Raw genomic sequence first — 21186 nt, 5'->3', positions numbered from 1 at the left:
AATACTACTTTTCACCTCCAACCATTCTTGGTTCTACAATCGCTCTAAGAGTATTTCCAAGCTTATTAAATGAATATATTGTAAGAATTATCAATAATCCTGGCAATATTGCCATATATGGAGCACTTTGCAGATTTGCTTGTGCATTTTGAAGTAAATTCCCCCATGAAGACATTGGTTGCTGAATTCCAAGACCTAAAAAACTCAAGGAAGATTCAGTCATTATAGCTTCGGCTATACTTGTTGTTGAAGCTATTATAATAGTTGGAAATACGCTTGGAATAATATGTTTGAGTATTATTGTTCTTGAAGATTGACCAATAGAAATTGCATATAACACATATTCCCTTTCCTTTACTGAAAGTGTTTCTGCTCGTACAAGTCTTGCAATCTCCATCCAGGTAAATAGACCTATTACTATAACTATGGTTTGAAGTCCTGGTTTTAAAAATATACTAATTACAGTTACAAGTATCAACCAAGGAATAGATGATATTATGTCAACAAAACGCATTAAAATATTATCTATTATACCTCCCAAATATCCGCTCATTGTACCAATAAGAACTCCTATTGAAGTAGAAATTATCATTGCAAGGATTCCAACTATAAGTGATACTCTACCTCCATATATAGTTCTAGTTAAATAATCTCTTCCAAGTTCATCAGTACCAAATAAATGACTTAAACTTGGCGATTGCAACATATTAGTTGTGTCTGTCGCATCAGGGTTTATAGGTATTAAAAATGCAAATACTGAAATAAATACTATAAAAATCAGAAAAACTACCGAAAAAATAGCACTCTTTCTATTTTGAAGTTCATTTTTAAAATTCTCTATTCGTCTATTTTCCATATAATTTATCTTGCACTCCTTATCCTTGGATCTATTAAGCTGTATAATATATCAGATAATAAATTTCCTAATATAACTAGTGATGAGGATAATACCAAAATTGCCATAATAACAGGATAGTCCATTCCCTTAATAGCTGTTATAAAATACGGACCAACACCAGGCCATCCAAAAACAGTTTCAGTTATCATCCCCCCTGTTACGAGCATTGGTAGCGCCATTCCTATCTTTGTAATTATTGGAAGCAACACATTTTTACATACATGTTTAAATAATATTTCGTGGTTACTTCCACCAAATGCATCCTGAACCGTCACATAATTTTTGGATATTTGACCTATCGTTGATGATCTTACGTACCTTGTAAGCCCTGGTAGAAAAGCCATAGTTAAAACAATACATGGCATTATAAAATGAACTATAAAATCTGAAAAAGATTTATCCTCACCAATAGTATTCATCCCTAATATAGGAAATATTGCAAGCTTATATCCGAAGATAAATATAATTATCATAGCAAACCAAAAAGTTGGTACTGCTATACCTATTGAGCAAAAGCCATCGATTATTTTATCTATAAGTTTATTTTTATTTGCTCCAGCTATAAGACCAAGAACTATTGAAATTACAACAGCCAGTAAGTACGATGGCAAAACTAATATTATTGTTGCTGGAATTCTTGCAACTAAATCATTAGCTATATTTTCGTGATTAACTATTGAATATCCAAATTGTCCGCTTAATATTCCTTTAAGCCATAGGAAATATTGAACATAAGCTGGTTTATCAAATCCATATTTTGCTTTTATTAAATTTACAGTTTTCTCTGGCATATTAGGTGTTGCCATTGCATCAATTGCATTATACGGAGCTAACTTAATAAACGTAAAGCAAATTATTGAAATTATTAAGAGCAGTGGAATTGCCTGAATAACTCTCTTTAATATATATCTAGCCACTACATTGTCACTTCCTTTATTAATAAATTACAAATGGGAAATAATTATTTGTTATTCCCCATGAGCTTAACCTGTAATAATTCTTATTTAAAATGCAATTTTGACATATCTTCAAACGTATATACTGGAACTAATGCAGCATCTTTTACTCCATCAACATCAGAGCTCATAACAAGTATTCTCTTATTTTCAAGAATTGGATAGAAATACGCATCATCTTGAATTCGTTTTTGGGCGTCATTATATATTTCTTTCCTCTTTGCCTCATCTTTTTCTACTCTTCCAGCATTAAATAAATCAACAAGTTTATTATCATCAAAATGACTGTAGTTGTGTGAACCTGGTATAAATAATGAATTAAAAGTATCAGGATCTATTCCCATAATATATCCCCCAAGGAACATATCATAATCACTATTTGGATCTTTCATTTTTTGTGTTATAGCCGCATCTTCTCCTCCTGCAAGCTCAACATCTATTCCAACTGCTTTAAGATTTTGTTGGATTATAGCAGCCTCTTTTTGGTATGGTACATTATTTCCAACATATCCAAGTTTAAGCTTAAGTCCAGAAACCCCAGATTTCGCTAAAAGTTCTTTTGCTCTATCTTGATTATAATCATATTTTTCTACATCATCTGTATGATATTTACTTTCATTTGGAAGGAAAGTATACGCTTCTTTAGCATATTCATCTGATCCAAAAGCAGCGTTTATCATATCTTTTCTATTAAGTGCATAGAATATAGCTTTTCTTACCTCTTCATTCTGAAGTTTAGGTGATTTAGAATTCATTACCATATAAGCAATTCTACCTTCATCATATGTGTAAGTTGATAATTTATCACTTTTTAAATCCTTTAAGTCAGCTGATTGGACAACTAGAGCATTTATTTCTCCCTTTTGAATAGAAAGCTTTGCAGTATTTGCATCTGGTATAGTCTTAAACACAATATTTTGTATCTTCGGTGCCCCTAAGAAATAGTCGCCATTTTTTACAAATTTAACATACTGACCAGCTTTGTATTCCTCTAATTTATAAGGTCCAGTCCCTACTGGTTTTGCATTCTTTTCACTATTTTCAAAATTTGTTTCACCTTCATATATATGTTTAGGCATTATAAAAATATCCCCTAAAAGTTCCATTGCTGGAGCACTAACTTCTGGAAGTATGAAATTGACAGTATAATCATCAACTTTTTCAACTTTTACTGGTTTTCCATTAAATATTAATTGACTATATGCCCATCCAGCATTCTTTTCCTTTAACATCTCATTATATGTGAAAACCACATCATCAGCTGTAAACTTAGCACCATCGCTCCACTTAACATCTTTCCTTAACTTTGCTGTATATGTTAGTTTATCTTCCGACGGCGTCATGCTTTCTGCAAGAAAATACTCAACCTTATCTGCATTATACATATAAAGTGGTGAATATAATGCTTTTATTTCCATTAATCCATAACGGTCAGTTGTCGTTACTACATTTACTGAATTACCTGGATCTCCATCAATTCCGTATGTAAATGTATCAGCTTTTGAAGCGCTTGCCTCAGTTTTAGAATTACTGCTTGTCTTTCCACACCCACTTAATATAGATATTGCAGTAATTCCTACGATTAAAATTTTTGATAACTTTCCTATTTTCACTTATTTTCCCCCTTAATTATGCTTATAAAATCCCCTTGCAATAGCTTTATAAAAACAACTACATGATTAGAACAACAAACTTTATGAAGCTATGCTTTTCTTATTCATTGTGTATCTACATAATTCATATAGGCTTACTAGGTTTATATTCCGATTATATCACTCAGAATTCCTTTGTCAATATATTTTTGCCTCTTTTTCAATTTATATCCACATAATCCATTAATAGCCATTTTTTTATACATGTTCTAAAAATTTAATTTTGCAGAGCTTATATTAGACCACCAAACAATGCAAATCAAATAATTTTCTGAAGATTATACTTATATTTACCGTTTATTATATCCACATTCTTTGTACATAAAAAAAGCGCATATTCATCCGAAATAATGCGCTAATCATTATATTATATTTCCATTTCCTTAACGTTATCAGCTATTATTAAATCAGCATCTGTTATTCTTACTACTTCATCAACAGTTAAACCTGGTGCAATTTCCATTAATACTAATCCTTTATCTGTAACCTTCATAACCGCTTTATCGGTAATTATAAGATCAACACATTTTGCAGCTGATAAAGGTAATGTACATTTTTTTAGTACTTTGGGATTACCTTTTTTATCATTATGGCTTAGCGCAGCTATTACATATTTCGCTCCTACTAAAAGGTCCATTGCTCCTCCCATACCTGGCGAAAAGACTCCTGGTATTTTCCAATTTGCAATATTACCTTCTTGATCTACTTCTAAAGCACCCAATGCAGTTATATCGACATGTCCACCTCTTATTATTGCAAAAGATAAATCCATCTCAAAGGTTGAGGCTCCTGGTAGTAAAGTAATTGGAGATCCACCTGAATTAGCTAGGTCTGGATCAGATTCTCCTATCTTTGGAGTTGCCCCAAACTTCAATGCGCCATTTTCACATTGTAGTGTTATTTCCATTCCTTTTGGCAAATAATTTGCAGCCATGTTAGGTATACCAAACCCTAAATTAGCAACCATTCCTTCTTTAAATTCTTTTGCTATTCTTCTTGCAATTATCTCTTTACTATTCATCATTATCACCCCTATCTCATTTTATTAGTTCTTGTCCATAAATCTTCAAAATATTTTCTTCTCTCTTCAAAAGAATCACCTTGAACTATTATATCTACTAATATACCTGGTGTTCCAATGCTATCAGGAGAGATTTCACCTACTTCTACAATTTCATCTACTTCGGCTATAACTAAATCAGCAGCAAGCGCCATACTTGTATTTGTTCCTTTTGTTGTTCCTCTATATACAATATTTCCAAATTTATCAGCCTTATAGCCTTTAATTAACGCAACGTTTGCCTTTATAGCTGGAAATACTAAATATTCCTTTCCCTCTACAATAAGTTTATCTCTTCCTTTTTCAATTTCAGTGCCAAGTCCAGTTGGTGTTATAACTGCACCAAGCCCAGCACCACCAGCTCGTATACATTCAACTATAGTCCCCATAGGTATGAATTCTACTTCTAATGTACCTGCATTATATTGTTCTTGCGCTTCAGGACAAGTCCCAATATGTGAACCTACAAATTTCTTTATTTGTTTATTTGCTATAAGCTTACCAACATCATGAGTCTCTCCTGGTTGAGCTGATACAGCTTGAATAAGTGTAAGATCTTTAACGTTTGCATTCGCTAATGCGTCTATCATCTTTAATGGAGCACCAACTCCCAAAAAACCTGCTGTCAAGATCCTCATGCCATCTTTAATATTTTTTACTGCTTCCTGCACTGTCTTAATCTTTGTCATTTCTCTATACACCTCCGGAATTTTTATAATATGCTATTGATTATTAAAGAAAATTTATGATTTAAGACCTACTACCCCTTTTAGAAATTTAATTGTTATAATAATATTATTATTTATGGATTTATATTCCAATTAAGTGCAAAAACAGAAAGATTAACGTCTAATAAGTTTTATAAAATATTTATAACATATGGGAGTATATAAGAATTACCATTTTGAATTTATATAGCATAATTCTCTATAAGCTTATTAAATAAAATAATTGACTTGAATTATACTGAGTTTTTGAGTAAAAAAATAGATGTGAATTAGTATAATTTTTCCTAATTCACATCTGTTCTTATAATAATATTTAATCCACTAAACCCGCATGGTTCCTATAAATTATAAAAATCTCTGTTGTGCTTTGCACTTTTTAATAAATGTATATTGTTAACTTTTTTTATTTAGAAAATTCTTTATTTGAAAACAGTTTCATTTAAAGATGCGTTTATTTAAATCATTAAAAACTCATTTATTCTTAAAAAGGTTTAAATGTTTATTGGAATCTTTTTAAGAATAAATGAAGTTTAATTAAAATTTTAGTTATCGCTTAATATATCTTCAATTATATTTTTTAAGTTTTTACCCTGTTCAAAATCTTGATCTAATGCAATAGACTTCTCTGTATACTCTAAAGCCTTATCAATTTGTTGTAAATTATAATAACAAAGTGCAATTTCGTAATTTGTTTCTGGACATTCACCATAAAACCCTAGCGAAGATTCTAAAAGCTTTAGTGCATCATTATCATAACCAAGATAACCTAATATAGAACCAAAATAATATCCTAAGTCGCCTTCTTCACCAATAGGGAAATAGTATTCCCAAACTTTATTGATTGCATCAGCAAGTTCATCTTTAGGGAATTCTTCTTCATTTTCTATTCTTTCAATTAAAATATTATATAGCTCAAGCAAAGTTCTTGAATCCCATACTGTAAATCTTAGAAAAGTCAAAAGTTCCTTAGTGGTCAAGGAGTTACTCAAAGGCATAATTGCTTTTTTCATTATATAGAAATCATCTGGCCCTACACTTTCTATAATTTCATTGTAAGCCATTGAAGTTTCAATAAAATCATTATCACTACTACTTACCATAAATAGAGACACATTTACGTTTTCGTGTTCATATATACTATGTATTGCTTTTCCGCCGAGTTCTTTAAAATATAACTCTATAGCATGAAAATTTACCGTCATAGAAATACATCCATGCTTTGATAAAAATGGATGATAATTTTTATCCATGCTTTCTTCATTCTTATAACCTTTATCAGCGGATATTAAAATCACGTCATCATTAAACAACTTTCTTAATCTTGAAATACATCTTAATCCAATTATAGGCATATAGAATGCTGTATCCTCTAAAGAATTTTTGTAATGCATCAAAACATCATTTAAATTCTTATCTTCGTAATAACTATTCCCATCAATTTTTTTATCTGTATAATAATAATCTAATCCTGCAAGAATTGATTTATCATTAGAATCTCCTTTTTCGTCTGGAGAAGTTATTGTTATTACTCCTTCATAAATCTCTCCGTTATTAACATAAAAAGTATCTTGTGGAAGACTGTCAAAAGTATAATTAGCAAATAGAATTAAAGGATTTTTCATTTTCCTTTTTGCTAATACTTCACCACTATGTCTAAGTTTAATTTCATCATCCTTAGATATATCAAAAGTTGCACAATCAAGTATTCCAGCTTCGAAATAAGGAGTTAAAAAGCTATGATTCTGCCAATATTCAATATTTCTTTCAGCAAAATCTGTTACTATGTATTTAAACTTTATATCTTTTAACGAAGAATTTTCAATCATATGTAAAAATCTTTTTAGAAACGTATAAGTAAATCGTCCAACTCCTGCTGCAAGCTCCATAATATATATGACAGTGTTTTTATCTACATCCTCTCTTGCAACATAGTCTCGCAAATATCCAAAGACAGTTTTAGCGTATTGGTTTGCGATATACGGATTGGTTGTTATATATTGTGGCACAATACCTTTAATCCAAGCCTCTGGACCTTGGTTTGCAAAGAATTCTGTCTGCAATTTCCATAACATTGACTGTGATAAAGGCTTTTCAGCTTCAACTATAGCTCCTGAACTCTCGTTAACTTTCGAATTTGAAGCTTTAGTAATATTATATTTTTTATTTTTTTCTGACAAAACAATTCCTCCCTAAAAGTAAAGTTAAAAATTACTTTTACTAAAATATCATTAACAGAATGATTATACTATTCTAATTAATTTATGTATATAGATAAACCAACTATAATGTATACTTATGCGTATACCTCACCGAAATGAATAATATACTTTCATTCCAGTTTCTAGGTAATTCTGATGGCCTCAAAAAATCATAATCATTATTTCTAGTTGGGGTATATTTCACCCGTATGGCACAGATAAAACGTAAATTTCCAAATAAAAAGGCTACGTAAAAACGCAGCCTTTTTGTAGTCAATATTTGACCTAAAATTATTTTAACTTGTTCTTCTTTTGATTACAGAATTTTACCGGATATTCATTTACTTGCCCTCGGCGCACTTTTTGTACTCTATAGTTTTTTCAACTGGTTTAACTATGGATTTATCTTGCCACCTACCTTGCCTGTAACGTATTACGCTTGCTATAGCCGTAATAGTCCAAGTAAGTCCACTAGTTACCCACACACTCCAAACTCCTAGAAAAGGAATCATAGCTAGTCCGCTTGAAAATCCAACTCTTCCAGCCACTTCAACAAAACCGTTAATCATAGCATAAAATGCATCCCCTGTACCATTGAGTACACCTCTTGTAACGTAAATCATTCCAAGAGGAAAGTATGCACAACTTGTAATCCTTATTGCCTTATCTCCAAGATTTATTACTGATTCATCTTTAACAAACACTTCCATTATAGCCTGTCCACCAAATTGCGCTGCAAGAAATGCTAAAAGGCTAAATCCAGCTACTATTAAAATGCTTTTGTGATATCCTTTTTTTACCCTATCCAGTTTATTAGCTCCCATATTTTGACCTGCAAATGTAGACATAGCTGCTCCTAATGAATTGAAGGGCTGCTGTATTAGCTGTTCTACTCTACTAGTAGCAGTAAATGCTGCAACAGCTGTCTCTCCAAATCCATTTACTACACTCTGAAGCGCTACTAGTGAAAAAGCAATCAGTGAGTTTTGAGCTGCTACGGGGACTCCTATCCTTATGCATTTAGTTATGATTGATTCACTTATTTTCCAGTGTTCTTTTTTCAATTTAAAATATGGATTTTTGATCAAGGCAAAGACCAAGCAGCCAATTGCTGCACATGCCTGAGAAATGACAGTAGCATAGGCAGTACCTGATACGCCAAATCCAAATTTTAGTACGAAAATTAAATCTAAGACCACATTAATTGCACAAGAAATAATTAAAAAAACTAAAGGTGTACTTGAGTCACCTAATGCTCTAAGTATGGCAGCTATAGCATTATAGGCAGCTACAGCTATCATTCCTCCTGATGCTATTCTCAAAAAAGCTACAGAATCATTTAAGATTTCAGGTGGTGTATTCAAAAGCTGTAAAACTTGGCGTGCAAAAACAACTCCTAATATACTCATAACAACACCAGATGCGCCAATCACATAAGTTGAATTGGCAATGGCTCTCTTTACTTGTTCTTCCTTCTTAGCTCCAAAATATTGAGAAATGATTATACCTATACCAACAGACAATCCCAAGCATACAGAGAAAAAAAGAAAACTTAGAGATCCACAAGCACCTACTGCTGCTAAAGCATTAGCACCAACAAACTTTCCTACAACTATTGAATCAATCAAGTTATAAAACTGCTGAAATACATTGCCTATAAGCATTGGCCAAGTGAATTTTATAATATGGGAAACTTCATTACCTTCAGTCATATCATGTACATATTTTACAGACATAATTTAAAACTCTCCTTCTTTTGTTTACTTCAATATTACATGGATTTGATAAATTAAGCTGGCAATATATTAACCCAATATAGACATATATTGCAGTGCATGTTATATTTCTTATGATAAATTTAATTTAAGTGTATATTATTTTACAATCGCTCTTCTTAGAATTTTGTAAGGATTATGTTTCTATCAATATCTTGTAATACCATTGAACTATCTACATACTAATTATATATATTAAATATTTGGAGGTCTTATATGTATCCTTTTTTTGAAGCAAATAAATCTGGTGATCAAAACTTTTTTAGTTCAAAAATATTAGAAAATTTCAGTTTCCCTCCACATTTACATCCATATGTAGAAATAGCTTATGTTATTGAAGGCTCTATAGAAGTTACAATAAACGATACTCCATGCTGCCTTAAAGCTGGTGAAGTTTCTATCTGCTTCCCTAATGATATACATACTTTTAATAGTGATGGATTTTCAAAAATTATTCTATTTATTTTCTCACCAGATCTTACACGTAGCTTCTTTGGTATACGAATGGACAAAACACTGGAGAATCCATTTATGTCAAAAAATATTGTCGATGATGGGGTAAGTTCTCTTTTATATATGCTGCATAACGAATATACAAGTTCTAATAATAAATATGTTATTAAAGGGCTTTTATACACCATACTTGGAAAACTTGATTCGCATTGTACATTTAAAAAAAGCAGCACTTTTTATAACAGTACAATGCAAAATCTACTTAAATATATTGAGATTCATTACCATGAGAAAATTTCACTAGATAGTATAGCTAAAGATTTAGGTTTCAGCAAATTTTATCTCTCAAGAATTTTTTCAAATAAGATTGGCTACCAATTTAATGATTACATAAATAGATTGAGAATAAATAAAGCTCAAAAACTCCTTAGCGAAACAGACATTCCAGTTACAGTTATAGCTTTGGAATGTGGCTTTGAAAGTCAGCGAAATTTTAATAGAATTTTCAAAGAACTAACTGCTCTTACTCCTACAAAATTTAGAACAGGTATATAGATATCCAACTTTAAAACTAAATTTATGTGATAACTTATCGAAATCATAAATATTTTGATTCCGAAAAGCTATGAAAATATCGTTGAAGGTTCTAAGCAGCAGATTGTACCCACTTTAGCATGCTCCAACTTTCAGTTTGACAAGCTAAAATGGAACAACCTACAGCTAAGAACCTTTAACAGCTCATTTTCAAATGTTTTCTCCACAAATATATTTATGATTTCTAGCTAAAGATAATCATTTATATATAGTAAATATGGAAATATGTTCACAGAATAAGTCTAATTAATAATTGGGATATCTATGGATAACCCAACTATAATCTATACTTATTCGTATGCCTCACCGAAATGAATACTATACTTTTGTTCCAAAAAGCTACGAAAGTATCGCTGAAGCTTCTAAGAAGCAGGTTATATTCGCATAAAGTACAGTAATAGTTTAGTTGTACTGAAAAGTTTTTGTGAAAGAGATTTTTGAGAATATTTTCAATTGCCTTGGTATAATAATTCATTGCTAGTTTGGCAGATGATTTCAGGCGTTTTATGAATGCTAAAGAATAAAAAATTAAATCTGAAATCTTCCAAATGCAAGAAAACTTCAGATTTTGTTTTAGGCCTATTTAAGTTTTATTTATTAGAATATGAGAAGTTACATTGTCAACGGTGCTATTTTTCAACAACTCCATTTGATGAGTCAAACTTTAAAAAGCGTGTTCCTTGAAAAGTTAATGTTCCCCATTCATGTTCTGGAACATTTTTGAAGACACGTCTTCCAACTGTAAATTTAATTTCGCTTCCGGTGTCTAACTCAAATTCTAAAATTAACTTTTCAGTAGTTGTCATAACTCCGTTGTTGTCTGTATTTGTACAAGTTTCTCTTTTTTTCTTAATTAATTTTGCCTTAGTGGATATAATTGGTGAGTTTTCATTTTTAATATATTTACTGATGTTTATAAAAATTATAAAAGCCACAAAAACAAAAAATATTAGCTGAAATCCAATCATGATTAATCCACTTCCTATCCTTCTAAAATTCTATTACTTTAGCTTAAATTCAACATTTTATTTATCTTAACTTGGTTTACTAACTTATTTCTTTAATACTTATCGTTTTATACCCATTATATCATAAACTTACATAAATTAGCCTATTAAGCATTATTTATGCTAAAATAAAGTCAATATTCAAGAAATTTTTACGGTAAACTTTAATGAATTAAACTTCTGTTTATAATACATATTTTCTTAAAAATTAAAGCTAAGATTTTTAAATGCAAAAAATCTCAGCTTATTAATTATCAAATCATTTATAAATTTCCTAATACCTTTTGAATTTCTAACTCTGTCAAAGGCCTATACTGGCCTTTCTCTAGTGATTTGTCTAAAGCTAGTCCACCAATTGAAATTCTTTTTAAATATACAACGTAGCAGCCTACAGACTTTAACATACGCTTTACTTGATGCTTGCGTCCTTCTGAAATAGTTAGATATCCCGAAACGACTGGCTGTGTATGATGATTTGAGTTTATATTGTTCACATTATTGGTGGCCATTTCATGTTTAAGATCTTCATATATGCCAAACCTATCTACTTCAATTCTTGCCGGCTTAGTTAATATTTTACCCTGTCCAATATAAGTTCCCTGCTCTAATTGATTCTTATCTTCTTCGCTTAAAGAACCTAACGCCCAAAAGAAATAAGTTTTTTCAACATGCTTTTCTGGATACATTACCTTATGTTCAAATTCTCCATCATTTGTAAATAACAATAATCCTTCTGTATCCTTGTCTAACCTTCCAACATGAAATATTCCTTTTGTACCAGCTTCGCCTAAAAAATCAAATACGGTCTTATGAATCTCATCAGTTTTTGCAGTAATACAACCTGCTGGTTTGTTAAACATGTAATATAATTTTCCAGCATATTTAACTATCTCATTAAGATACTCAACGACATCACAGTTTTCATCAATTTCCATTGCAGGCTCTGTAACTATCTCTTTATTTACCTTTACCATACCTTCTTTAATGTAATTTCTGACACTTTTTTTGCTTCCAACAGCTGATTCTGCTAGAAATTTATCTAATCGCATATATCGTCACATCTCTTCCTTTGTAAAAACTCCATAAACATTTTAAAACATATAAATCTTTTATTCCAATTTGATCTATATAGATTATAACATCTTTTTCATTAATTATTTACTAATTTAAATTTCTGCCATGGAGCTATTGTATCAATCAAAAACAATTCTTCCTCTGAGATTCTTCCTACTACATTTGATTTGCCAGAGTTTTTCATAGGCTTTTTAGCTATCTGCATTTCTCCTGCATAATGTCCATATAATGAACTTTCTATAATAATATCTCCTCTTCTTATATCTGGAGTATTAAATACTTCAAAATTGTGGTCTTTATATTTAACTCTGCTTTGAGTTGATCTTATTAAATAATCAGATACATCTCCTCTGTTAAAATGAAATTCTTCAAGAACTATTTTCTTCTCTGTTTCAGGTGCATTTTTATTTATCTCACAATTTAATGTCAAAACATAAGGATCTATTTCGCTTAATGCTTTTAATTCTTCTTTACTAGCAAAGGCATTTGCAATAATTACATCATCTATTAAGTCAGATGTCCATAAATGCTTTGCTTGAACTGTTATTGGAGGATCTCTATGAATTTCAAGAGTGCATAATCCCTCGTTTACAGGCCATGGACCATGATCTGCACTGTGAGATGAAATAAATGCTGCTGTTCTGATTCCTAACGATTTGAACTGCTTGCTGGTTTTTATAAAATGTTCGTAGCTTAATCCTGTATATCTGTGTGGATAAAAATTATGACAGCCTAATATGTTATCTGCATTTGGCATATAAGAGAATATATTATCTATATATTTTGTCCCATTGCTCATGTTTAATTCTATTTTTAATTTCTTACTTGTAAATGACATAATAGATTCCTCTAAACCATTAAATCCAAGATCAAGTCTTATACCATAAAGTCCTAGATCCTTAAAAAAATCTAAATTCTTATAATCAATTCCAAGTTCATCGAATACTTTAGGACTTATATCTGCTATTACTTCCATATCATTTTCATTTGCACATTGTATTATTTTCTTGAAATTATTGATTATTACTTCTTTACTTCCATCAAATGATAAAAGACATGTAAAAATTCTTTTAAAATTATATTTATATGCCAATTTTATATAATCTTCTATTTCATTTGCACTACTGTGCATGGGATAAACTGATATTCCTAGCCTTCTCATTAAAAATTCTCCCTTAATTAAAATTTTTATTATAGATAAACAACATATAAAGAATACTCCTTATTTCGGAGCGCTATATGCATAGATTCATGTCTCACCTGGTCTATCTATATTTTCTTATAGATTTTCACTGACAATCATTTTAAATATAGTGTTTCTCTATTTAATTGATGTGATTTATTTATTATAAAACATACCATTAAAAAATATTTTATCGTCTAAAATTGTTATATTAGTTCCATATTCGTTAGTAATCTTTTCAGATCTTCCACCTCCAACTGGAATTTTATAAAGATTTTCATTATCTGAATAATTCACATAATAGACATAATCTTTGCTTGCATTTATAAAAGTGGCTTTGTCATTAGATAACTTAGCTTTTCCTGTTCCATCTCCGTTTACTTTATATAACTTATCACTATCTGATTTGTTGCTATAAAAAACAGTATCTCCACAAACAGTCATAAATAAAGTTTCATCATCACATACTTTTGTATTCTCACTTCCATCTAGTCGCATTCTATAGATTTTATATGCATCAGATATATTAGTGTAATAAATCCATCCATTGCTTACAGTCATATCCTCTGTAGCTGTGGAATTAAGTCGTATTCTACAACTGCCATCTAAAGATATTTTGTATATATTATTTAGATCAATTGAATGTGAATTAGTTCTTTTAACATAATATATCCAATTTCCTTCTACAAACATATTTCCTACTGCTTCATTTGCTATGCAGGTGTCCTCTGTTCCATCTTTTTTAACTTTATTTATACTGTGATGAAAAGCATCTTTCCAATTGCTATAGTAAATCCAGTCGTCTACAAGATTAAGATTCCATACTCTATTTGGAATTAATTGTGTATTGTAACTTAAATCACATAAATCCTTCCTAGGCGGATCATTTTTCCTTATTTTGTACAAATAGTCAGGAGCTGCTCCATAGACGTCTCCAACTCTATTTATATAATATATATAATCATTATCTTCTACAGCCATTCCATCATTTACAATATTGCCTGATGAATTAGAAATTTTTGAATTATCATTTTTAGGTGCATTTGAGCTGTTGTAGCAAGTAAAATTAAAATTATATATTTTGTCATAAGAACCATACGAATTTGGGTCAGCTCCATTAGATGAAGACTTTTTTACAAAAATCATAACTTTATATTTATCCTCAGTTAAGGCCTTAGTATCTTCTATTGTAAATTCATTGTATGCAGGAATTGGATTTGAATATCCATCAGTTAATTCTGTGTAATCTTCATTTTCACCTTTAGCTATAAATACTCTATACTGCACTGGATCATAATTGCTGTAGTCAGAATAGTCTCCATCATACTTAGAACTCATATTTATCTTGATAGTGTCACCACTTAGCACTGGATAATGATCAACTCCTGCATATTCGACATATGGATTTTGCTTTTCAATCGATAAACCTGAAATTGTACCAAAATCCGTATGTGGGAAATCAGTTTCTGTTGTATCAGCTTTTGCACTTGTACTACATGTCATAAAAATCAATGATGTAATAGTAATAACTAAGAATAATCTATTAATAACTTTTTTTGACATCTATACATCCACCCCTGATTCTTTTTATTTTATAAAATATTTATTTACAGCTCTAAGTGATGCATCTGCAACTTTCTGACTATTAAGTCTATGCATCATCATCTTTGCATCACCATCATCGCACTCAACAGTCGTTTCCATAAGTACTGCGGGGCACCATGCTGATGATAACACTGCGAGATTTGGCCTATCTTGAAGTGGATATGTGTTAGTTTTTATGGTGCTAGACACTTCTCTCATGAGTATTGTTGCAAATTCTCTTCCTGGTTTTGGAGCAGTAGAATTATATAATACCGTAGTTCCCCTAAACATATAAACAGACTGCATGTTAACATCTAATGGAAGTGAATTATTGTGTATACAGAAAAATAAATCCGCATTCAAAAGATTTGCTGGATCCGTTCTATCTAACAATCCTACATTTCTATCATCATCTCTAGTTATATATATACGATATCCTGCTTTTTCAAGGTTTTCTTTTACTCTTTTAGATATATCCAAATTTAACTGCTTTTCATAAGTAAAATTGGCTGTTGCTCCAAGCTCTGAGCCTCCATGGCCAGGGTCAATAATTATTATTTTCGAGTTATCTTTAACCTTTTCTTCAAATGTAACATCTATAAATGTCTTAAACTCATATTTATTGTCCCCTAAGGAAGAATATCTCCTTTTTACAGGATTAATTTTAACATTAAGTTTTCCAGAAGTCTCAATATCAACTTTTACTGTATTATTATCAAGTTTATCTAGCTTTATATTCTTTATATACTTATTATCTTTTAAAACTGAATTGAAGTTATCAGTGCCACCAGTAACATTAACCTGTGAAATAAGTATTTCAACTTTATTTCCATCAATGCTTTCAGAATACTTAGGCTCCACTGTATATTTTCTAATATCTCCGGCCTCAGATTCTGAACATGAATAGGAAACCGGAATTCCTAAAGCTCCTTTATGTTCAATTTGATAATATTTAAAAGCATCTTGTTGTAAGTCATAAACTTTGCTATTGCTAGCTTCTGTCGTAGTAGTAGTTTCTTCTGCATTACAATAAGAAACAGGTAATATGAAAGTACAGACTAGTAAAATCACAAAGACTATACATTTAAATTTTTTCATAAATATTTACCTCCACTACATTTTTTCTGTATATCCTATATAGACTTTTCATTCTATTTTTTCATAAATTCCTCTGCACTATTCATTTAATTACATAATATTTAATTTATTTTACTTTTCATGAATTACCTTATACATTCTTACCATTTTCTCAATGAGGCTATTTTCAGACATGGCAGTCATTAATTGATCTTGTGCATGAACAATAAGTAATGTTATTTTAATCCCTTTTCCATTTATCTCAGCTTGAATCAATTTTGTTTGAGTATTATGAGCTAGTCGCAGTTCTTCCCTAGCCTTTTTTAGTAATTCTTCCGCTTTATCATAATTTTTATTTTCAGCTTCATCAAGTGCTTCAAAGGCATATGCTCTTGAGTCACCTGCATGTGTTATTATCTCAAATATTTCTTGCTCCATGTAGATCATCTCCTAATATTATTTATTAAATTGTGGTAAATACTTTCTGTTTAATGTGCATAAATCCTCAAATAATTTAATTGCAATATCTATTGATGGGACCAGTGGATTATTGGCTAGAGCCATTATAGCTTGATTTGCATCCCCATGTAATCCAGCTTCTATTGTTGATATTTCATAAAATTTTACACTGTGAATCAAACCTAGAATCTTTTCTTCTACAGGTCTTGTCAAAGATAATGGAGTTGCCCCTCTCTTATCTACTAAACAGTTAACTTCAACAACGGAGTCGTCTGGAATTCCTTTAATAGTCCCATTATTTTTAACATTTATTGTATGAATATCTTTTTTATCATTGTATATTGAACTTATAAGTGATACAGCTGCATCCGAATAATATGCTCCACCTCTTTTTTCTAACTCAGGTGGTTTAACGTCTAAATTTTTATCCTTATATTTTTCAAATAAGCTTGCTTCAATTTTCTTTACCTGTTCTGCTCGTGTCCCAATAGTTTTGGCTGCATCTTTTTCTTCCTTCAACAATCTATCTGTCATATAGTAATATCTATGATACGGACATGGTATCATTCCTAAAGCATCTAAAAATTTCTTTGGCCATTTTAAATCTGATATATTTTTCATTGTAAGTTCTGCACCATCTTTTAATTTTTCTATAACTCTATCAGTTACATTTATGCCTTTATACCATACATTTCGTCCCCATACTAAGTGATTAAGTCCTACATATTCTATGAAAACATCCTTACTGTCAACATCTAGCATTGAAACCACATCCATTTTCATGTGTATTGGAACATTGCATAATCCTATACATTTAATATCTGTATATTTCAATACCGTTTCTGTTATAATTCCTGATGGATTAGTAAAATTAATAAGCCATGCATTAGGACATAGTTCTTTTATATCTCTCGAGATATCTAAAATTACAGGAATTGTCCTAAGGGCCTTTGCAAATCCTCCAGGTCCAACTGTTTCCTGACCTAATACGTTATACTTTAAAGGAAATCTCTCATCTCTTGCCCTTGCATCTAATCCCCCAACCCTAAATTGTGTAACTACAAAATCAGCATCATTTAGAGCCTCTCTTCTATCTAATGTGAGGAAGATCTTAATATCTAAATTGGCTTTTTTACACATTCGATTTGCTAGATCTCCTACTACACTAAGCTTTTCTTTTCCTTCTTCTATATCAACTAAAACTATTTCTCCAACTGGAAGTTCATCTTTTCTCTTTATAAATCCTTCTATTATTTCTGGAGTATAACTACTTCCTCCTCCAATTATTACAATCTTTAACTTACTCATCTTGCGCCTCCAACTTGATTTAGTTATGCCGCATTTGTATAACACTGCATAACTAATTTAAAATTAATAATAATTTTTATTAACCATTTTCCATACCTTCTTTAATTAATTTCTTTTCATATGCTTTTAAGAATGGAAAATATAAAGCAGTTACAATAGCTATATTTATCAAGACTAAAATTATTGCTCTCCAGTCTCCACCAGTTGCTAGATAAGCACCAATAGGTGCCGGCAATGTCCATGGTGCTAAAATCACTGGTTTAGATACTAAATTTAAAGTCATAGCAAAGTATGATACACAACCACAAATTAATGGTCCAAGAACAAATGGTATTATTAATAATGGATTTAACATAATTGGAGCTCCAAATATGACAGGCTCATTAATATTGCAGATTCCTGGGATTAAGCTTGCTCTAGCGATATCTTTTAAGTATCTTGATTTAGAGCCTAACATTAGTATTACAAGCCCTATAGTTGCTCCTGATCCGCCAATCCATACAAACCATTGAAAAAATGGCTCTGGTGCTATATTAGGAATAGGCTGTCCAGCTGCTTGGGCTGATACATTAGCATCAAGCATTGCTAACCATATAGGTCTTGCAACAGTACCAACAACAGAATCTCCATGTATTCCGCAGCCCCATAGAAGTGTAATAAGTAATATTGGAACTAATATTCCAGGAAGTGAGTTTCCTGCAGTTACCAAAGGTGTAAATATACTTAACACAAATTTCTGAATATCAAAATTCAATAAATCTCTTATGATCCATATTGGAACTATAATGAAAGCTGCTGGAATAAGAGCCGCAAAAGAATTAGCAACTGATGTTGGGACTTCTTTTGGCATCTTAATAGTTAGATTTTTTTCTTTGCATACTCTAAAGATTTCTACAGCAAAAATAGACATTATAATAGCAGTAAACATACCAGATCCGCCTAAACTAGATAACGATAACATCCAGCCGTTAGGATCAATATTTAATGGAACATTTGTAAGCAGGAATGCTGCAAGACCTAAGCTTCCACCAGATAAAGGATCTAGTTTATATGACTTTGCTAGATTATATGCTATTCCAAAAGATGCGTATAATGCCATTATCCCCATACTTAAGCGATATGGAAACATTATCTGATTAACATATGGCGCCACTAATTGTTTTAGCCAATCATTAGGTGGAACTGCAATTACTAAGAAAAAACTTCCTATTATTATTAGTGGAATAGTAGATACTATTCCATCCCTAATAGCTTTTAAGTGCCTCTGCTCAGATAATTTAGTCATTGGTGGCAATAAGTACTTTTCTAGCCAATTAAAAAATTTATTCATATTTCCTCCTTATCCTTTATTATAATTTTTACTCACAATAGCTCTTTATTTGCTTAAGAACTCTTGCTCCACCAAGAGGGGTATATCCCATTGGCTCAATGCCAGTTACTTCAATGCTATATTCTTTCGCCTGATCTTTAAAACCATTTAATCTATGTCTTACCTGAGGTGCAACTAAAACCAAATCATACTTATTTTGCTGAATTTCATCCTCAAAATCGCTAGTTCCAACTGCCTTAATTTCTAGCTCAAAGCCCTCTTTATCAGCTTCCTTTTTTATTGCTTGTACAACTATTGCACTAGACATTCCCCCAGAGCAAACCATTAAAACTCTCATAATAATATCCCCCTTCAATTATCAATATATTTAAATGCCGCTTTACAATATATGTATTTTATTATTATCCCTATTATTACCTGCTTTTGTTTTTAATTTAATAAAATTTCAAAAAAGTTATTTATACTTGAAATTTTGTTTCACAAAACAAGAAATATGATATTACGCGAAAGAATATTAACAAATAATTATTGACAATTGATAATAATTATTGTTAACATAAATTAAGTACTTTGGAAAATATATTTTTTAAATCCATGTACATTAATTATATAAATATTATTGATACTTTATAGATCACGAAAGGCGGTAAAATCAATGAAAGAACTTCATAATATAGGGTGGTATGCTAATAAAATATCCCCCAAACTACCCAAAGATGCATTTAAACCAGTACCTTCAAGATTGTTTGGAGGACTTGCATATACGTTTATTATAATTTGTGGAATACTCACAATTACTCTATGTAAATTTAATAATCTTATAAACTTTTTAATATCTTTAGTTTTAGGCTTTAGCTTTGCGTCTATAGGTTTTCTTGGACATGAAATTTTGCACGGCACTGTTGTAAAAACACCTTGGCTAAAAAAACTCCTTGGCGGAATAGCCTTCTTGCCATTAAGCATAGGTCCAACCATTTGGATTAAGTGGCACAATATGAGTCATCATGCTAATACTCAACACGAAATAAATGATCCAGATGCTTGGATGAGCTTTGATCAATTTAACAATAGATCCTTTATAAAATACATTTATAAGCTTCCTTTGTGGTTTCGTTCTCTATTTAGCTTCACAGCATTAACTATTTCCTTTACTCTTCATGGAACTCGTATGTTCTTTATATACGTTAAAGACTTTAAAAGACAAAAGGGTATAAAACTATGGATTCAGTTTATACTCCCTTGGATTATATGGATAGGCTTATTCTTCTTAGTTGAAACTGATAAGTGGATTTTCTCATATTTAATTCCATTCCTTATAGGGAATTTTATTGTAATGTGTTATATATCAAGTAATCATAGGTTAAATCCTCTTGTACCTATAAATGATCCTTTAGTTAATAGTCTTTCAGTAACAGTTCCAAAATGGCTTGATGTGCTCCATTTTAATTTTTCTTATCATACAGAGCATCATCTATTTCCAGGAATGAATCCCAAATACTATGTTCTAGTAAAGGAAGAGATATTAAAACTATGGCCAGAGAGATATCATCAAATGCCTCTTAGCAGCGCTTTAAAGCTTCTCTGGAAAACTCCTAGAATCTATTATAATAACGAGGAACTAATAGATCCAAGAAACAAACGCATATATACTTCACTAGAAAAAGGATTAAAACCTAATAAAATTTCTTATCATAATCTATAGATAAAATTAGAGATAATTATAGATAAACCAACTAAGACCTGAACTTATGTGGCAACTTACCGAAATCATAAATATTTTGTTCCGAAAAGCTATGAAAATATCGCTGAAGCTTCTAAGCAGCAGGTTGTATCCACTTTAGCATGCTCCA

The 21186-nt window shown here is 30.9% G+C and carries 18 protein-coding genes; 2 read left to right on the top strand and 16 right to left on the bottom strand.

Going from position 1 to position 21186, the window contains the following annotated elements; translation table 11 throughout:
• Positions 1–4: 4 nt before the first annotated feature.
• From T483_RS0114970 to T483_RS0114940, 7 genes are all read right to left on the bottom strand, one after another.
• On the bottom strand, positions 5–856 hold the full coding sequence (locus T483_RS0114970) for an ABC transporter permease (RefSeq protein ID WP_026887598.1): 852 nt from the start codon (positions 854–856) through the stop codon (positions 5–7).
• Between the two features lie 5 nt (positions 857–861).
• Positions 862–1815, bottom strand: a complete 954-nt coding sequence (locus T483_RS0114965; protein WP_026887597.1) for an ABC transporter permease — start codon at positions 1813–1815, stop codon at positions 862–864.
• Between the two features lie 83 nt (positions 1816–1898).
• Complete coding sequence (locus tag T483_RS0114960) at positions 1899–3467, bottom strand: ABC transporter substrate-binding protein (protein ID WP_026887596.1); 1569 nt, start codon at positions 3465–3467, stop codon at positions 1899–1901.
• A 406-nt stretch (positions 3468–3873) separates the two neighbouring features.
• Positions 3874–4527: a 3-oxoacid CoA-transferase subunit B gene (locus T483_RS0114955; protein WP_026887595.1), complete on the bottom strand. Its 654-nt coding sequence runs from the start codon at positions 4525–4527 to the stop codon at positions 3874–3876.
• Between the two features lie 11 nt (positions 4528–4538).
• Positions 4539–5255, bottom strand: coding sequence for a CoA transferase subunit A (locus T483_RS0114950; protein WP_026887594.1), 717 nt, complete (start codon positions 5253–5255; stop codon positions 4539–4541).
• A 581-nt stretch (positions 5256–5836) separates the two neighbouring features.
• Positions 5837–7471, bottom strand: coding sequence for a tetratricopeptide repeat protein (locus tag T483_RS0114945; RefSeq protein ID WP_026887593.1), 1635 nt, complete (start codon positions 7469–7471; stop codon positions 5837–5839).
• A gap of 362 nt (positions 7472–7833) precedes the next feature.
• Complete coding sequence (locus tag T483_RS0114940; protein ID WP_026887592.1) at positions 7834–9228, bottom strand: MATE family efflux transporter; 1395 nt, start codon at positions 9226–9228, stop codon at positions 7834–7836.
• A gap of 255 nt (positions 9229–9483) precedes the next feature.
• Here T483_RS0114940 and T483_RS0114935 point away from each other — a divergent pair, with 255 nt between their 5' ends.
• On the top strand, positions 9484–10275 hold the full coding sequence (locus T483_RS0114935; RefSeq protein ID WP_026887591.1) for an AraC family transcriptional regulator: 792 nt from the start codon (positions 9484–9486) through the stop codon (positions 10273–10275).
• A gap of 668 nt (positions 10276–10943) precedes the next feature.
• Here T483_RS0114935 and T483_RS0114930 read toward each other — a convergent pair.
• From T483_RS0114930 to T483_RS0114890, 9 genes are all read right to left on the bottom strand, one after another.
• Positions 10944–11282 carry a DUF2500 domain-containing protein gene (locus tag T483_RS0114930; RefSeq protein ID WP_026887590.1) on the bottom strand — a complete coding sequence of 113 codons (339 nt, stop codon included), beginning with the start codon at positions 11280–11282 and terminating at the stop codon, positions 10944–10946.
• Positions 11283–11584: 302 nt separating this feature from the next.
• Entirely contained in the window at positions 11585–12370 is a 786-nt protein-coding gene (locus tag T483_RS0114925) for a pseudouridine synthase (RefSeq protein WP_026887589.1), read from the bottom strand.
• Positions 12371–12471: 101 nt separating this feature from the next.
• The gene (locus T483_RS0114920; protein WP_026887588.1) at positions 12472–13557 is read right to left on the bottom strand and encodes a DUF871 domain-containing protein; all 1086 of its coding nucleotides are present in this window, start codon (positions 13555–13557) and stop codon (positions 12472–12474) included.
• A gap of 177 nt (positions 13558–13734) precedes the next feature.
• Positions 13735–15141 (bottom strand): DUF5050 domain-containing protein, encoded by a 1407-nt coding sequence (locus tag T483_RS0114915; protein ID WP_026887587.1) that lies wholly within the window; start codon positions 15139–15141, stop codon positions 13735–13737.
• A gap of 24 nt (positions 15142–15165) precedes the next feature.
• A complete protein-coding gene (locus T483_RS0114910; RefSeq protein WP_026887586.1) occupies positions 15166–16260 on the bottom strand; it encodes an N-acetylmuramoyl-L-alanine amidase in 1095 nt (364 codons plus the stop codon).
• Between the two features lie 111 nt (positions 16261–16371).
• The gene (locus tag T483_RS0114905; protein WP_026887585.1) at positions 16372–16677 is read right to left on the bottom strand and encodes a PTS lactose/cellobiose transporter subunit IIA; all 306 of its coding nucleotides are present in this window, start codon (positions 16675–16677) and stop codon (positions 16372–16374) included.
• Between the two features lie 18 nt (positions 16678–16695).
• Entirely contained in the window at positions 16696–18006 is a 1311-nt protein-coding gene (locus tag T483_RS0114900; protein WP_026887584.1) for a 6-phospho-beta-glucosidase, read from the bottom strand.
• 79 nt (positions 18007–18085) lie between these two features.
• Positions 18086–19336, bottom strand: coding sequence for a PTS sugar transporter subunit IIC (locus T483_RS0114895; RefSeq protein ID WP_026887583.1), 1251 nt, complete (start codon positions 19334–19336; stop codon positions 18086–18088).
• A 28-nt stretch (positions 19337–19364) separates the two neighbouring features.
• The gene (locus T483_RS0114890; RefSeq protein ID WP_026887582.1) at positions 19365–19673 is read right to left on the bottom strand and encodes a PTS sugar transporter subunit IIB; all 309 of its coding nucleotides are present in this window, start codon (positions 19671–19673) and stop codon (positions 19365–19367) included.
• 318 nt (positions 19674–19991) lie between these two features.
• Between T483_RS0114890 and T483_RS0114885 the strand changes: the two genes are divergently transcribed.
• Positions 19992–21038, top strand: coding sequence for a fatty acid desaturase family protein (locus tag T483_RS0114885; protein WP_026887581.1), 1047 nt, complete (start codon positions 19992–19994; stop codon positions 21036–21038).
• The last annotated feature ends 148 nt before the right edge of the window (positions 21039–21186 follow it).

It is taken from the genome of Clostridium beijerinckii HUN142 (genome assembly GCF_000621745.1).
GTDB lineage: Bacteria > Bacillota > Clostridia > Clostridiales > Clostridiaceae > Clostridium > Clostridium beijerinckii_A.
This window is presented reverse-complemented; position numbering and strand designations above follow the sequence as displayed.